Annotated in this window: 11 protein-coding genes; 6 read left to right on the forward strand and 5 right to left on the reverse strand. The window is 71.2% G+C overall.

What is annotated here, in order from left to right:
* The first annotated feature begins 1 nt into the window (after position 1).
* From OHA37_RS11580 to OHA37_RS11590, 3 genes are all read left to right on the forward strand, one after another.
* Positions 2 to 1,456 carry a maltokinase N-terminal cap-like domain-containing protein gene (locus OHA37_RS11580; RefSeq protein WP_266904334.1) on the forward strand — a complete coding sequence of 485 codons (1,455 nt, stop codon included), beginning with the start codon at positions 2 to 4 and terminating at the stop codon, positions 1,454 to 1,456.
* On the forward strand, positions 1,453 to 3,777 hold the full coding sequence (gene glgB / locus OHA37_RS11585; RefSeq protein ID WP_323182326.1) for a 1,4-alpha-glucan branching enzyme: 2,325 nt from the start codon (positions 1,453 to 1,455) through the stop codon (positions 3,775 to 3,777). Before OHA37_RS11580 ends, glgB begins: the two co-directional genes overlap by 4 nt.
* A gap of 397 nt (positions 3,778 to 4,174) precedes the next feature.
* Positions 4,175 to 4,798, forward strand: coding sequence for a helix-turn-helix domain-containing protein (locus OHA37_RS11590; protein ID WP_266904336.1), 624 nt, complete (start codon positions 4,175 to 4,177; stop codon positions 4,796 to 4,798).
* Between the two features lie 185 nt (positions 4,799 to 4,983).
* Here the strand turns inward: OHA37_RS11590 and OHA37_RS11595 are convergent, their stop codons facing one another.
* Positions 4,984 to 6,009 (reverse strand): ATP-dependent 6-phosphofructokinase, encoded by a 1,026-nt coding sequence (locus tag OHA37_RS11595; RefSeq protein ID WP_266904338.1) that lies wholly within the window; start codon positions 6,007 to 6,009, stop codon positions 4,984 to 4,986.
* Positions 6,010 to 6,307: 298 nt separating this feature from the next.
* Between OHA37_RS11595 and pta the strand changes: the two genes are divergently transcribed.
* From pta to pyk, 3 genes are all read left to right on the forward strand, one after another.
* Positions 6,308 to 8,389, forward strand: a complete 2,082-nt coding sequence (gene pta / locus OHA37_RS11600) for a phosphate acetyltransferase (protein WP_266904340.1) — start codon at positions 6,308 to 6,310, stop codon at positions 8,387 to 8,389.
* 75 nt (positions 8,390 to 8,464) lie between these two features.
* Positions 8,465 to 9,679 (forward strand): acetate/propionate family kinase, encoded by a 1,215-nt coding sequence (locus OHA37_RS11605; protein WP_266904342.1) that lies wholly within the window; start codon positions 8,465 to 8,467, stop codon positions 9,677 to 9,679.
* Between the two features lie 63 nt (positions 9,680 to 9,742).
* A complete protein-coding gene (gene pyk / locus OHA37_RS11610) occupies positions 9,743 to 11,173 on the forward strand; it encodes a pyruvate kinase (RefSeq protein WP_266904344.1) in 1,431 nt (476 codons plus the stop codon).
* Between the two features lie 124 nt (positions 11,174 to 11,297).
* Here the strand turns inward: pyk and OHA37_RS11615 are convergent, their stop codons facing one another.
* The 4 genes from OHA37_RS11615 to OHA37_RS11630 form a co-directional block, all read right to left on the reverse strand.
* Positions 11,298 to 12,533: a hypothetical protein gene (locus OHA37_RS11615; RefSeq protein WP_266904346.1), complete on the reverse strand. Its 1,236-nt coding sequence runs from the start codon at positions 12,531 to 12,533 to the stop codon at positions 11,298 to 11,300.
* The gene (locus OHA37_RS11620; RefSeq protein WP_266904348.1) at positions 12,523 to 13,107 is read right to left on the reverse strand and encodes a DUF6114 domain-containing protein; all 585 of its coding nucleotides are present in this window, start codon (positions 13,105 to 13,107) and stop codon (positions 12,523 to 12,525) included. Before OHA37_RS11620 ends, OHA37_RS11615 begins: the two co-directional genes overlap by 11 nt.
* Positions 13,108 to 13,233: 126 nt before the next feature.
* A complete protein-coding gene (locus OHA37_RS11625; protein ID WP_266904350.1) occupies positions 13,234 to 13,863 on the reverse strand; it encodes a DUF6230 family protein in 630 nt (209 codons plus the stop codon).
* A 589-nt stretch (positions 13,864 to 14,452) separates the two neighbouring features.
* Entirely contained in the window at positions 14,453 to 15,457 is a 1,005-nt protein-coding gene (locus OHA37_RS11630) for a tetratricopeptide repeat protein (protein WP_266904352.1), read from the reverse strand.
* Positions 15,458 to 15,663 lie beyond the last annotated feature (206 nt).

Here is a 15,663-nt window from a genome sequence, read left to right on the forward strand (position 1 = left end):
CATGTCGGAGGCTGCATCCGCCCGGGATCGGCTCACCGCCGACCGGGCAACCGGGCTCGGGCTCGGGCTCGGCCCACTGGAGCCGATGCTGCGGGCCTGGCTGCCCGCGCAGCGCTGGTTCGCGGGCAAGGGCCGTGCCATCGGGCGGCTCAGGACCATCTCGGCGGCCGAACTGCTCCCGCCCGGGGCCGCCCCCGGACTGCTGCACCTGCTGCTCGACGTCGACGGGGACTGCTACCAGCTCCTGCTCGGCGTCCGCCCGAGCCCACTGCCGCCGGCCCTGGCGCCCGCGCTGATCGGCCGCGCCGAGCAGGGCCCGTACGCCGGCCAGTCGGTCTACGAAGGGCTGGGCGATCCGCGGCTCGCCTCGCTGCTGCTGGAGCGGCTGCGCTCCCCCGGCACCCTGGGCCCGCTGCGCTTCGACCGGGATCCGGCCGCCGTGATCCCCGAGGCACCCACACCCCGGCCGCTGTCCGGGGAACAGACCAACTCCTCGCTGATCTACGGGGATTCGTACATCCTGAAGATCTTCAGACGGGTCGGCCCCGGGGTGAACCCCGACCTGGAGCTGCCCCGGGCCCTGGCCGCGGCCGGCTGCACCCGGGTGCCCGCGCCGGTCGCCTGGTACGAGGCCGAGCTGCCCGGCTCCGAACCGCTGACCCTGGGCGTGCTCCAGCCGTACCTGCGCGGCTCCGACGACGGCTGGCAGCTCGCGCTGCACCGGCTGCGCACCGGAGCCGACTTCACCGCCGAGGCGCACGCGCTGGGCCGGGCCACCGCCGAGGTGCACAGCGCGCTGGCCGGGGCCCTGCCCACCGTCGCGCTGGGCCCGGAGCAGACGGCCCGCCTCGCCGCCGGGATGACGGCCCGGCTCGCCGCCACCGCCCGCGAGGTACCGGCCCTGCGTCCCTACGAGGCGGGGCTGCGCGGGGCCTTCGACGCGCTGGCCGCCTCCCGCGGGGCCGGGGTGTCCGCCCAGCGGATCCACGGGGACCTGCACCTGGGCCAGACCCTGCGCACCCTGGACGGCAGCTGGGCGCTGATCGACTTCGAGGGCGAGCCGGCCCGGCCGCTGGCCGACCGGCGCCGTCCCGAACCGGCGGTCCGGGACATCGCCGGAATACTGCGCTCCTTCGACTACGCGGCCCGCTCGCACCGGCCGTTCGCCCCCGCCTGGGCGGACGACTGCCGGGCCGCCTTCTGCGAGGGCTACGCCCGCACGACCGGCCGGGACCCGCGCGAGGACCCCGTCCTGCTGCGCGCCTACGAGACCGACAAGGCGGTGTACGAGGCCCGCTACGAGTCCCGGCACCGGCCCGACTGGCTGCACGTGCCGATGGCGGCGATCCGGCGGCTGTCGGAGCCACAGCGTCCCCCCTCCCACCGCACGCATCCCCCCGTCCCCGGATCCACCACCCCCCACCACCCGAAGCCCCCGAGGAGGCCGCTCGCGTGAGCGCCGCACGACAGCCGTCACCGCCCGTCCGCGACGAAGCCCAGACCGCCGTTTCCGGCGCCGCCGGCGCCTCCACCGAAACGGGCGTGAAGAAGCCCCGGGCCCCCAGGGCCCGGAAGGCGGCCCCGCCGCGCGGGGTCCGGCCGGTGCCGGCGCTGGGCGCGCAGGAGCGGGCCCGGCTGCTGGAGGGCCGCCACCACGATCCGCACGCGGTGCTCGGGGCCCGCACCCAGCGGGGCGGGGTGTCCTTCCGGGTGCTGCGTCCGTACGCGAAGGCGGTGACCATCGTCGCCAAGGGGCTGCGGGCCGAGCTCCTGGAAGAGGGCGACGGGCTGTTCGCCGGGCTGCTGCCGCTGACCGGGGTGCCGGACTACCGGCTGCTGGTGACGTACGACAGCGACGAGGTGGAGGTCCACGACCCCTACCGGTTCCTGCCCGCGCTCGGCGAGCTCGACCTGCACCTGATCGGCGAGGGCCGGCACGAGGAGCTGTGGACGGCGCTCGGCTCGGAGCCGATGGAGCACCAGGGCGTGGCGGGCACCCGGTTCACGGTGTGGGCGCCGAACGCGCAGGGGGTCCGGGTCAGCGGGGACTTCTCGTACTGGGACTCGGTCGCCTACCCGATGCGCTCGCTCGGGGCGACCGGCGTGTGGGAGCTGTTCCTGCCCGGCGTCGGCGAGGGCGCCCTGTACAAGTACGACATCACCCGCCCGGACGGCTCGCACACCCTGCGCGCCGACCCGATGGCCAAGCACGCCGAGGTCCCGCCGGCGAACGCCTCGGTGGTGACGGCCTCCTCCTACGTCTGGCAGGACGCCGACTGGATGGCCTCGCGCGGGGAGCGCCCGCCCCACCAGGCCCCCTTCTCGGTGTACGAGCTGCACCTGGCGTCCTGGCGGCCCGGCCTCTCCTACCGCCAGCTGGCCGAGCAGCTCCCGGCGTACGTGACGGAGCTCGGCTTCACGCACGTGGAGCTGATGCCGGTCGCCGAGCACCCCTTCGGCGGCTCCTGGGGCTACCAGGTCACCGGCTTCTTCGCGCCGACCTCGCGGATGGGCACCCCGGACGACTTCCGCTTCCTGGTGGACGCGCTGCACCGGGCCGGGATCGGGGTGATCGTCGACTGGGTGCCGGCGCACTTCCCGCGCGACGACTGGGCGCTCGCCGAGTTCGACGGCCGGCCGCTGTACGAGCACCACGACCCGCAGCGGGCCGCGCACCCGGACTGGGGGACGCTGGAGTTCGACTACGGGCGCCGGGAGGTCCGCAACTTCCTCGTGGCCAACGCCGTGTACTGGTGCCAGGAGTTCCACGTGGACGGGCTGCGCGTGGACGCGGTGGCCTCGATGCTCTACCTCGACTACTCGCGCAAGGACGGCGAGTGGACGCCCAACGAGCACGGCGGGCGGGAGAACCTGGACGCGATGGCCTTCCTCCAGGAGATGAACGCCACCGTCTACCGGCGCTGCCCGGGCGTGGTGACGATCGCCGAGGAGTCCACGGCGTGGCCGGGCGTCACCCAGCCCACCGACGCGGGCGGGCTCGGCTTCGGCCTGAAGTGGAACATGGGCTGGATGCACGACACCCTGCGCTACGCGTCGAAGGAGTCGGTGCACCGCAAGTACCACCACCACGACATGACCTTCGGGATGGTCTACGCGTTCAGCGAGAACTACGTGCTGCCGATCTCCCACGACGAGGTGGTGCACGGCAAGGGCTCGCTGGTGTCGAAGATGCCCGGAGACTGGTGGCAGCAGCGGGCGGCGCACCGGGCGTACCTGGGCTTCATGTGGGCCCACCCGGGCAAGCAGCTGCTCTTCATGGGGCAGGAGTTCGCGCAGGGTTCGGAGTGGTCCGAGACGTACGGCCCCGACTGGTGGCTGCTGGACTCCTCGTACGCGGCGGCCGGTGACCACCGGGGCGTACGCAGCCTCGTGGGCGACCTGAACCGCACCTACCGGGCGGCTCCGGCCCTGTGGGAGCGGGACACGGTGCCGGAGGGGTTCGCGTGGGTGGAGGCGGACGCGGCGGAGGACAACGTCTTCGCCTTCCTCCGCTTCGCGCAGGACGGCTCGCAGCTGCTGTGCGTCTCGAACTTCTCGCCGGTGGTCCGGCACGGGTACCGGATCGGCGTCCCGGAGGAGGTCCCGCTGTGGCGGGAGGTCCTCAACACCGACCAGCAGCTCTACGGCGGCAGCGGCGTCCACCACACCCAGCCCCTGCGCCCCGAACCGGTCCCCGCCCAGGGCCGCGCGGCGAGCCTGCGCCTGACCCTCCCGCCCCTGGCGACGGTCTGGCTCGGTCCGATGCCGCGGCGGTAGCCGCCGGGATTCTTCCGGCCCCCGGAGAGGGGGTCGCGGAGGCCCTCGCCACCCCCGTGAGCGAGGGCCTCCGCCTCATGGAGCACGGAGCGGTCCGGTGGCCGGTTCGGGTCCTTCCGCTCCTGTGAGAGGGATCACGCACAGGGCTATCGCCGGGGGCGGCCGGAACCGTACGCTGGGAAGTGGATCACCTGCGCGTGACAGATCGATCCGATTACCGGACAGTCGCAGGGAAAACCGTCCAAACTCCTTTACTCCGTAGGACGTTCCTACGAGTTATGGGCTTGTTTGATTGGTCTGTAGTCGCCGAGCCTCGGCCACTCCTACGGTGTGCCATGTGCACTCCAGCCCCCCTTTCAATGCCCCCGCCGCGCGTCGTCTCCGCGCTGCCCTGGGCATGGCTCCCGGTCATGTCGCCTATGGCCTGCGCGCCCAGTACGGACTGCTCGTCACTCCCGAGACCGTGATGGCGTGGGAGCGTGGCGAGATTTCGCCCACCTCCCCCGAGGTCACCGCTCTGGCCGGCGTGCTCTGGTGTTCCCCCGGCGAGCTGCTCGCGGAGCCCGTCACCCTGCGGGAGCACCGCATCGCCCGGGGCCTGGCCGCCGATGACCTGGCCCGCCGGGTCGGGGTGGAGGCGGGTGCGTACCAGAAGATGGAGGACACCGGCCGCTGGAAGGGCAACGAGCGGCAGTCCGCCGCGCTGGCGACGGCCCTGGGGCTGACGCTGGCCCAGTTCGTGACGGCGACCGGCAAGCACGAGGAGCTGGCCGAGCTGCTGCGCAGCGCGGTGACCACGCGCTGGCAGGCGTACGCGAAGCCGCTGTCCAAGCTGCTTCCGGTGCCCAAGGCGCACCTGGAGCGGGTGCTGGAGCAGCTGCACGCCGAGTACCAGTCGCGGATGGTGGCGACCCTGAGCTGGGGCACGGGTCAGGGCGAGGCCGGCAGCGGCGACTCGGGACGTGAGTACCTCAGCGACATCGTGGAGCGGTTCTGGTACCTCGCGGGGGGTGCGTCGTAGGACACATTCCGCCCGCGGGCTCCCTACGGGAAAGGCCCCGACCGCCGTCCGGACGAGGACGCGGTCGGGGCCTTTCGGCGCTCGAAGTCGGGGCGGGGGTCCCGCCCCCGGGGCCGGTCGGCGGCGATGCCGGCCGGGCCTTTCGGCGGCCGGACCGGTGACGGAAGTCCCGGCCGCCGGGACGGTCAGAAGACGGACTCGGCCTCGTACATGCGCTCCTCGGGGACGGTCTTCAGCTCGGTGACGGCGTCGGCCAGCGGGGCCATGACGATGTCGGTGCCGCGCAGGGCGGTCATGTTGCCGAAGTCGCCGCGGTGGACGCCCTCGACCGCGTGCCAGCCGAAGCGGGTCGCGAGGACGCGGTCGTAGGCGGTGGGGGTGCCGCCGCGCTGGACGTGACCGAGGATGACCGGGCGGGCTTCCTTGCCCAGGCGCCGCTCCAGCTCGACGGCGAGGCGGTTGCCGATGCCGGCGAAGCGCTCGTGGCCGTACTGGTCGATCGCGCCCTTCTCGTACGGCATGGAGCCCTCGCCGGGGTGCGCGCCCTCGGCCACGCAGATGACGGCGAACTTCTTGCCGCGGGCGAACCGTTCCTCCACCATCTTGACCAGGGCGTCCACCTCGAAGGGGCGCTCCGGCAGGCAGATGCCGTGGGCGCCGCCGGCCATGCCCGATTCCAGGGCGATCCAGCCCGCGTGCCGGCCCATGACCTCGACGACCATGACGCGCTGGTGCGATTCGGCGGTGGTCTTGAGGCGGTCGATGGCCTCCGTGGCGACCATGACGGCGGTGTCGAAGCCGAAGGTGCGGTCGGTGGAGGAGATGTCGTTGTCGATGGTCTTCGGGACGCCGACGACCGGCATGCCGGCGTCCGACAGCATCCGGGCGGCCGTCAGGGTGCCCTCGCCGCCGATCGGGATCAGGGCGTCGATGCCGTAGCGCTTGGCCAGTTCGGCGGCGTTCTCGGCCGCTTCGTGGAGGCGTGCGCGCTCCATGCGGGCCGATCCGAGGATCGTGCCGCCGCGGGCGAGGATGCCGCTGACGGCGTTGATGTCGAGGGGGCGGTAGTTGCCGTCGAGGAGGCCCTTGAAGCCGTCCTCGAAGCCGATGACCTCGTCCCCGTGCCCGACCACGGCGCGGTGTACGACCGACCGGATGACAGCGTTGAGGCCCGGGCAGTCGCCGCCTGCGGTGAGAACTCCGATACGCATCGTGCTGTGTCTCCTGCTCCTGGTCGTACCTGGCCGTTCGCGTGCGGGCGTCCAGCCGACGACGTACATATGAGGTGCCTTATGAAGGGCGTATTGGTGAAGCCTGTCCGATTGTTCCATGGGCCCCGGGTGGAGCGCGCTCCGTGGCACTGCGCCCGCGGGGTGCCCCCAGGGCCTTTCGACCCCCTCGGACAGGCCCTTCTCCCGGCGGGCGACCTACGGAATCACAGGGGTATTGTCAAGAGGTCAACCCCATATTTACTGGGACAACCGAGTCGAATTGGGACGGAGAGCACGCGTGACGCGCAGCGTGTACGTGACGGGTATCGAGCGGGGGGACGGCCGCCAGGTCGTCGAGCTGGGCATCATGGAGCTCCTGACCCGCCAGACCGGCCGGGTCGGCGTGTACCGCCCCCTGCTGCACGACGGGCCCGACCGGCTCTTCGACCTGCTCAAGGGCCGGTACCGGATCGAGCAGGACGCCTCGACGGCCTACGGCATGGAGTACCACGAGGCCTCCGCCATCCTGGCCGAGAAGGGCACCGACGAACTGGTCTCCCAGCTCGTGGGCCGCTATCACAAGGTGGCCCGCGACTACGAGGTCATGCTGGTCCTCGGCACCGACTACGCCGACACCAACCTCCCGGACGAGTTGGCGCTCAACGCCCGCCTCGCCAACGAGCTGGGCGCACTGGTCATCCCCGTCGTGGGCGGCACCAAGCACCCCGCCGAGGCCGTGCGCGCCGAGACCCGCAACGCCTACCGCGCGTACGAGAGCCTGGGCTGCCACGTGGGCGCGATGGTCGTCAACCGGGTGGCCCCCGAGGACCGCGACGCGATAGCCGAGCGCCTGGCCGCCAGACTCCCCGTGCCCTGCTACGTCCTGCCGGACGACAAGCACCTGTCCGCCCCGACGGTCGCCCAGATCACCCGGGCGCTCGGCGGCGAGGTCCTCCTCGGCGACGAGGCCGGACTGGCCCGCGACGCCCTGGACTTCGTCTTCGGCGGGGCCATGCTGCCCAACTTCCTCAACGCCCTGACCCCCGGCTGCCTGGTCGTCACCCCCGGGGACCGCTCCGACCTGGTCATCGGCGCGCTCGCCGCGCACACCTCCGGCACCCCGCCGATCGCCGGCGTGCTGCTGACGCTGAACGAGCGCCCGGGCAAGGACATCCTGACGCTGGCCTCCAAGCTGGCGCCGGGCACCCCGGTGGTCTCGGTGGCGGGCAACAGCTTCCCGACGGCCGCCGAACTCTTCGCGCTGCAGAGCCGGCTGAACTCCGCGACCCCGCGCAAGCTGGAGACCGCGCTCGGCCTGTTCGAGCGCCACGTGAACACCGCCGAGCTGCGCGAGGTGCTCTCGGTGGCCCGCTCCGAGCGGGTCACCCCGATGATGTTCGAGAACCAGCTGCTGGAGCAGGCCCGGGCCGAGCGCCGCCGCGTGGTCCTCCCCGAGGGCACCGAGGAGCGCGTGCTGCGCGCCGCGGACGTGGTGCTGCGCCGCGGGGTCTGCGACCTCACCCTGCTGGGCGAGGAGCAGGCGATCCTGAAGAAGGCCGCCGACCTGGGCATCGACATCTCGGCCGCCCAGCTCATCGACCCGGCCACCTCCCCGCTGCGGGAACGGTTCGCCGAGTACTACGCCAAGGCCCGCGCCCACAAGGGCATGACGGTCGAGCTGGCCCACGACGTGGTCACCGACGTCAACTACTTCGGCACCCTGATGGTCCAGGAGGGCCTCGCCGACGGCATGGTCTCCGGTTCGGTGCACTCCACCGCCGCCACCATCCGCCCGGCCTTCGAGATCATCAAGACCAAGCCCGACGCGTCCATCGTCTCCTCGGTCTTCTTCATGTGCCTGGCCGACAGGGTCCTCGCGTACGGCGACTGCGCCGTGAACCCGGACCCCAACGCCGAGCAGCTCGCCGACATCGCCGTCCAGTCGGCCACCACCGCCGCCGCGTTCGGCCTGGAGCCGCGGATCGCGATGCTCTCGTACTCCACCGGCACCTCCGGCACGGGCGCGGACGTGGACAAGGTCCGCAAGGCCACCGAGATCGTCCGCGCGCTCCGTCCCGACCTGCTGATCGAGGGGCCGATCCAGTACGACGCCGCCGTGGAGCCCTCGGTCGCCGCGACCAAGCTGCCCGAGTCCGAGGTGGCCGGCCGCGCGACGGTGCTGATCTTCCCGGACCTCAACACCGGCAACAACACGTACAAGGCCGTGCAGCGCTCGGCCGGCGCCGTGGCGGTCGGCCCGGTGCTGCAGGGTCTGCGCAAGCCCGTCAACGACCTCTCGCGCGGCGCCCTGGTCCAGGACATCGTCACCACCGTGGCCATCACCGCGATCCAGGCGCAGTCCCAGCCCGTGGCCGGCTGAGCCCGTGGCCGCTGAGCCCGTGGCCGGCTGAGCCCTCCCCCACCGAGACCCCACCGCAAAGGAAAGACCCTCACCGTGACCGCATCGCGCGTACTCGTCCTCAACTCCGGCTCCTCGTCGGTGAAGTACCAGCTGCTCGACATGGCGGACTCCTCCCGCCTGGCGGTCGGCCTGGTGGAGCGCATCGGCGAGGAGACCTCCCGGCTCAGTCACGAGCCGCTGACCGGGCCGGGGGCCGCGGGCGGCAAGCGCGTGACGAACGGTCCGATCGCCGACCACGGGGCGGCGCTGCGGGCCGTCGCGGCGGAGCTCGCCGCCGACGGGCTGGGCCTGGACTCGCCCGAGCTGGCGGCCGTGGGCCACCGGGTGGTGCACGGCGGGACGAAGTTCACGCACCCGACGCTGATCGACGACGCGGTCCTGGCCGAGATCCGCGCCCTGATCCCGCTCGCCCCGCTGCACAACCCGGCGAACGTGACCGGCATCGAGGTGGCGCGGGAGCTGCGCCCCGACCTGCCGCAGGTCGCCGTCTTCGACACGGCCTTCCACTCGACCATGCCGGAGCACGTGGCGCGGTACGCGATCGACGCCGCGACGGCCGACAAGTACTCCATCCGGCGGTACGGGTTCCACGGCACCTCGCACGCCTACGTCGCCCGGGCCACGGCCCGCCTCCTCGGCAAGGCCGAGGAGGACGTGAACGTGATCGTGCTCCACCTGGGCAACGGCGCCTCGGCCTCGGCCGTGCACGGCGGGGTGTGCGTGGAGACCTCCATGGGGCTGACCCCGCTGGAGGGCCTGGTCATGGGCACCCGCTCGGGCGATCTGGACCCGGCCGTCGTCTTCCACCTGGCCCGGGTCGGGGGCATGTCCATCGACGAGATCGACTCGCTGCTCAACAAGAAGAGCGGTCTGCTGGGTCTGTGCGGCGACAACGACATGCGCGAGGTCCAGCGGCGGGCGGCGGAGGGCGACGCCTCCGCCCGGCTGGCGCTGGCCTCGTACATCCACCGTCTGAAGAAGTACATCGGCGCCTACTCGGCGGTACTCGGCCGGGTGGACGCGGTGGCCTTCACCGCGGGCGTGGGCGAGAACTCCTCCGACATCCGGGAGATGGCCCTGGCCGGTCTGGCCGAACTGGGCCTGGCGCTCGACCTGGAGGCGAACTCGGTACGGTCCTCCGAGCCGCGCCTGGTGTCCGCGGAATACGCCCGGGTGGCCGTGGCCGTGGTCCCGACGGACGAGGAACTGGAGATCGCCAGCCAGACGTACGCGCTGGTTACCCGGTAGTCACTTTGGACTTTCCGCCAGACGGAATATTCCGCTACGAAACAAACCGATAGGATCCGCTCCATGCGCCGTTCCAAAATCGTCTGCACGCTGGGCCCCGCCGTCGACTCTTACGAGCAGCTGAAAGCTCTCGTAGAGGCCGGTATGAACGTGGCCCGATTCAACTTCAGCCACGGCTCCCAGGCAGAACACCAGGAGCGGTACGACCGCGTCCGGAAGGTCTCCGAGGACACCGGGCGTGCCGTCGGCGTCCTCGCCGACCTCCAGGGCCCGAAGATCCGCCTGGAGACCTTCGCCGAGGGTCCCGTCGAGCTCGTCCGCGGTGACGAGTTCACCATCACCACCGAAGACGTCCCGGGTGACAAGTCGATCTGCGGCACGACCTACAAGGGTCTGCCGGGCGACGTCTCCAAGGGCGACCAGGTCCTGATCAACGACGGCAACGTCGAGCTCCGGGTGACCGAGGTCGAGGGCCCCCGGGTCAAGACCATCGTCATCGAGGGCGGTGTCATCTCGGACCACAAGGGCATCAACCTGCCGGGTGCCGCCGTCAACGTCCCCGCCCTGTCGGAAAAGGACATCGACGACCTGCGCTTCGCGCTGCGGATGGGCTGCGACATGGTCGCCCTCTCCTTCGTGCGTGACGCCAACGACGTCAAGGACGTCCACAAGGTCATGGACGAGGAGGGCCGCCGGGTCCCCGTCATCGCCAAGGTCGAGAAGCCGCAGGCCGTCGCCAACATGGAGGGCGTCGTCGCGGCCTTCGACGCGGTCATGGTCGCCCGTGGCGACCTCGCCGTCGAGTACCCGCTCGAAAAGGTCCCGATGGTGCAGAAGCGCCTCGTGGAGATGTGCCGCCGCAACGCCAAGCCGGTGATCGTCGCGACCCAGATGATGGAGTCGATGATCACCAACTCGCGCCCGACGCGCGCGGAGGCCTCCGACGTCGCCAACGCGATCCTCGACGGTGCGGACGCGGTCATGCTGTCCGCCGAGTCCTCGGTCGGCGCCTACCCGATCGAGACCGTCAAGACGATGTCGAGGATCGTCGAGGCGGCCGAGGAGGAGCTCCTGTCCAAGGGCCTGCAGCCGCTGGTCCCGGGCAAGAAGCCCCGTACCCAGGGCGGCTCCGTCGCCCGCGCGGCCTGCGAGATCGCGGACTTCCTGGACGGCAAGGCCCTGGTCGCCTTCACCCACTCCGGTGACACCGCCCGCCGCCTGTCGCGTTACCGCACGAACCAGCCGATCCTGGCCTTCACCACCGACGAGGGCACCCGCAACCAGCTCACGCTGAGCTGGGGCGTCGAGTCCTACGTCGTCCCGCACGTGGACAACACTGACTCCATGGTCGACCTGGTGGACGTGGAGATGCTCAAGCTCAAGCGGTACAACAAGGGCGACACCATGATCATCACCGCCGGCTCGCCCCCCGGCGTCCCGGGCACGACCAACATGGTCCGGGTCCACCACCTGGGCAGCGGCGCCCGCGACTGATCTCGCACCGCCGCACCGCTCCACACGTAAGACTCTGCCGCACAGAGACCGAGGGCGGCACCCCGATCCGATGAGGATCCGGGTGCCGCCCTCGGTGCGTGCGGCCGCGCGAGGCCGTACGCGTCTACTCCGCCGGGCCGATGTAGTTCTTGAGGCCCGGGACGGTCAGGGTGCCGCCGAACTGGCCGGCCTGGACGACCGTGACGTTCGTGAAGAACGCGAACGGGACGTTCAGGGGCGGCGGGCTCTTCGGCGTGAACTCGATCGGGATCAGCCCGAAGAGGTTGCCCTTGAGGCTCTCGGTGTACATCGTCACCTTGGCCCCGCGGATCTTCGAGGTGGAGCCCGGACGGGACTTCAGGTGGGCGACCTGCGCGCCCTTGCCCACCGTCTGGTAGAGGTCCTTGATGTCCAGCGAGTCCGCCGTGAACTTCAGGACGGTCTTGGTCTTGCCGCCCGCCGTCTTCACCTCGACGATGCCCTCGTAGTCGAGGCCGTAGAGGGTCAGCAGCGAGCTGTCCAGGTACCAGGGCTCGTCCGGGAGCAGCGGGATGCCCTGCTCCAGTTCGGCGGCGGCCAGGGCCTTGGCGTCGTAGGTCGGGCAGGGGAAGGGTTCCTTCCCGTTCTTGCCCTTGCCGCTCTTGCCGCCCTCCGTGGCCGTTTCCGGCTTCGGCTTCGCCTTGCCCGTCTCGTCCTTGGGGGTGGTCGCGGTGCCCTTGACCTCCTCGGAGAGCTCCGAGACCGTGACGCCTGCCGTCTTGGCGGCATCGCGGATCGCGGCCGCCGCCGGGTCCGGCGCGGTGGTCGCGGTGGCGGTCGGGGTCGGGGTCGGCGCCGCCGTGGCACCCCTGAGGGGCTTGCCGAGCTCGTCGACCAGACCCTTGATCGCCTCGCCGACACCGAGCGGGTCCAGCGGGTTCGTCGTCTTGGCCGGAGGGACCGCCGCCGGCATGACGCCGGGCTTCGCGGCGGACTGCGACGCCGACGGGCTCGCGCTCGGCGAAGGCACCGCCGTAGGCGACTTGCCCGGTGCGGGCGTCGTCTGCGGAGCCGTGGACGGGGTGGTCTTCGCAGGCTTCTTCGACGGCGACGGGGAAGCCGACTCCGCGGGCTCGTCGGACCGCGTCACGCACGGACCGGGCGCGAAGGGGATGTCCTTGTCGTCGGCCACGGCCAGCTTCGGCGCCATGCTCATGCCGACGAAGACCGCGGTCGGCATGGCGGCCAGCGCCATCGTCTTGCCGACGGGTATCTGGATCTTGGTCAGCAGCGACTTCCTGGGCGCCGCGTGGCGCGGGCCCTTCCTCTCACGGGACTCCGCACCCGGAGCCTCGCCCCGTTGCGTTTGTTCACCCCGCACTGTTCCTCCCGCCATCGGCGTGGGCAGTCGTCTCGCTCGCGTATGCCGTCGTTTCCGTTTCGCGCTGTCCCGGGACCCCGTGGGGGCCCGCCATCGCCTCGGCCTTGCCCAGGTTCACGGTGTGTGCCGGGTCTCTGGTGTCCCTCAGGTCGGTCTCGTCCGCCGGCTTGCCCGGCACCCACGACAGCGCGAGGCCTCCGCCGGTCAGGGCGAGGATGATGCCCAGACCGAATCCGCCGAGGTTCGACACCGGGATGGACACCAGTCCGAGCAGGATCGAGGCGACGCCCGCGAAGATCCGTACGCCCTGCTGGAACCAGAGCGTCAGCCCCAGCGTGACCAGGAGGACACCGATGATCAGCGAACCGGCGCCGGTCGTCGTCGCCATGGCGAGGGTGACGTTGCCGAGACGGACGTCCCCGTACGGGAAGTAGAGGATCGGAGCACCGCTGAGGAGCGTGAACAGACCTGCCCAGAAGGGGCGGTGACCGCTCCACGCGTGGAAGCGGTAGTACACCGCGGTAAGCCAGGCGTCGTCTTCGGCGCGCACGTAAACCGGGGCCTGGGGGTTCATGGACAACAGCTCCCTGGAAACGGGTGGTACTGAGAACTATGTGGAGCCCGGACGGGCGGGCGACGGCGACGGCTGCCGACACCGCCCGCCCGTCCGGTTATGCACCGGGAACGACTACTTCTCGTCCTAGTAGCAGGGCTGGTCGCCACCGAGGAGGCGCAGCTTGAGGTCGGGCAGCTTGAAGGTGCCCGCCGTCGTCGCCCACGCCTTCTGGCGCACGTTGGACAGCACCGCGCGGTCCGCACGCTGCGAGAACGCGTACTTGTTGGCGACCGTGCCGGCCTGCGGCTTGGTCTTGTGGGACGCGTCGCCGACCGCGACACCGATGTCCAGGTTGGTGAACTCGGCGTCGGTGTCGAGCTCCGCAACATCCAGGTAGATGTTGTCGGCCACCGCGGGCTTGCCCGCCTTGGTGCCCGTCGTCAGCTTCAGCGTGATGTTGCCGAGCGGCGTCGGGGTGACCAGCGACTGGCACATGTTGGTGATCTCGGCGTGGCTGAACCCGGAGATGGTGACCGGGTGGTGCGCCGCCGTGCCGTCGAGGTTGTGGCCCTCGGCGACGCCGCCGTACTGGATCAGGTCCTTGCCGTCGAGCTTGTCGGCAGAAACCTTGAAGTCCTGGCCCGAGACGCTGAAGGACGCCGCGAGGGCACCCTGCGCCAGACCCACTCCGACCGCCGCCGTGGCAGCGATGCTCGGCACCATGACGAGCGCGAAGCGCTTCCATCTGGTCCCGCCACGAATCTGGGAAATCATGTTCGTTCCTCCTTCTCGGACGTACATCTCCGGTCCGGGCGGTGCCCGTCCTGGGATGGGAGAAGTGCTACGTCCTCGGGAAGGAGCGCGAGCGGCCGAGCCGCGGCAATGCCGCGTCCGTACACCGGCGTTCACCCCCGAGCGACAACCACTTGGCCACGCGTTCGCGCAACCTGGAGGACAGGCCCCGCCATGTGACGGAGACCCCCCTGTCCCACGGCCGGTGCCACTGCCACCGGCCGGCCCGGTGGGGACCCTCCACCGCGGCTCCGGATGAGCGGCTCTGCGGGAAGGACCGAGCGTCGCCGATCGTGGTCCATTCACGGCCGGGGCACAAGGGGGTTCGTTACTGGCGGGTAACGGCCAGATAACCTGAGGGAGTCCCCCTCCTGTCGGGCGGCAACACAGGGTGTCACCCAGGGCCACGACAGACCGGGGGAAGAGTGAACACACCGGACAGTTCACGGGGTTCGATTTACTGCGAGTAACAGCGGCCGCGATTGCCAAGTTTTGGCAAAGCGCGGCCGCTGTTTATCTCCGTGTCAACAAATTCCGGCGTGTGCCGGTGGTGTGTCGGTCCTGTGGCGGTCTAGAACAGCACCCGGGCGAGCGCAGTGCGCGCCGAGGTGACAAGCGGGCTGTCCGGACCGACCACTTCGAACATCTCCAGCAGCCGCACGCGCACCGCGTCCCGGTCGTCACCGAACGTCACCTTCACGGTGTCCACCAGCCGCCCGAAGGCGTCCGCCACGTGACCGCCGGCCAGATCCAGGTCCGCCGCGGCGATCTGCGCCGCCGGGTCCTTCGGGTTCTCGGCCGCCGCGGCGCGCACCGCCTGCGGGTTCATGTCCTTGACCCGGACGAACAGCTCGGCCTGGGCGAGGCCCAGCTTGGCGTCGGTGTTGGAGGGGTCGGCCGCCAGTACGTTCTTGTAGGCGCGCACCGCCCCGTCCAGGTCGTCGGCGTCCAGCGCCTCGATCGCCTCGTCGAGCAGCGCGTCGTACGGACCGGCCGGCTCTTCCGCCTCCGCCGCGCCCGGTCCCGGGGCGGCGCCCTCCGCGCCGGGGTCCACCGCGACGCCGATGACCCCGAAGCGCTCCTCGGCGATCTGGACCAGCTGGGCCAGGACCCCGCGGACCTCGCCCTCGGACGCGAAGTCCTGGAACAGAGGCATCGCCTGGCCGGCGACCACGGCGAACACCGCCGGGAGGGCCTGGATGCGGAACTCGCGGATCAGGTTCTGGTTGGCCGCCACATCGAGCGCGGCCAGCGCGAGGCGGCCGTTCGCCTCGATGGTGAGCCGCTCCAGCAGCAGGCTCAGCTCCTGCCCCTGCTCGAAGCCCTCGGCGCGGAAGTCGAGGATGACCGGAACCTCGCCCGAGAGCGGGACCACGTGGCTCTCGAAGCGGGTCTCGTCGGTGTCGAAGACGAGCGCGGACGGCGGAACGGCCCCGGCGGGCTCGGGCGCACCGCCCTGAGCGGCCTTCCGGGCCGCGTCGGCGCGGGCCTGCTCGGCCTTGGCCTTGGCCTCACCGGCCGCCTTCACCGCGGCGAGGTCGACGACGCCGCTCATGGACATGTTTCTGGGCTGCATGCGTACATCCTCCCCCGAGTGCGCGCGCCGACGAAAAAGATCGGCCGAAACGAACCGATCGCATTACTTGTCGTGCTGTGGCGCCGGGTCCCCACCTGGCGCCGGTAGCTCTTCGCGTGGTTGTCGCTCTTACGCTACGAGTCGTAGCGTAACTCCCCCGGCCCGCCCGCGCTCCGTGATCTGAAGCACACGCCCGGGGGGCCGGT

This window comes from Streptomyces sp. NBC_00335, from assembly GCF_036127095.1.
Classification (GTDB): Bacteria; Actinomycetota; Actinomycetes; order Streptomycetales; family Streptomycetaceae; genus Streptomyces.

Bases quoted from the DNA above. Each gene is read 5' to 3' on its own strand.
- OHA37_RS11580 (WP_266904334.1), top strand. From the start codon at position 2: ATGTCGGAGGCTGCATCCGCCCGGGATCGGCTCACCGCCGACCGGGCA.
- OHA37_RS11590 (WP_266904336.1), top strand. From the start codon at position 4,175: ATGGCTCCCGGTCATGTCGCCTATGGCCTGCGCGCCCAGTACGGACTG.
- OHA37_RS11595 (WP_266904338.1), bottom strand. From the start codon at position 6,009: ATGCGTATCGGAGTTCTCACCGCAGGCGGCGACTGCCCGGGCCTCAAC.
- pyk (WP_266904344.1), top strand. From the start codon at position 9,743: ATGCGCCGTTCCAAAATCGTCTGCACGCTGGGCCCCGCCGTCGACTCT.
- OHA37_RS11620 (WP_266904348.1), bottom strand. From the start codon at position 13,107: ATGAACCCCCAGGCCCCGGTTTACGTGCGCGCCGAAGACGACGCCTGG.
- OHA37_RS11625 (WP_266904350.1), bottom strand. From the start codon at position 13,863: ATGATTTCCCAGATTCGTGGCGGGACCAGATGGAAGCGCTTCGCGCTC.
- OHA37_RS11630 (WP_266904352.1), bottom strand. From the start codon at position 15,457: ATGCAGCCCAGAAACATGTCCATGAGCGGCGTCGTCGACCTCGCCGCG.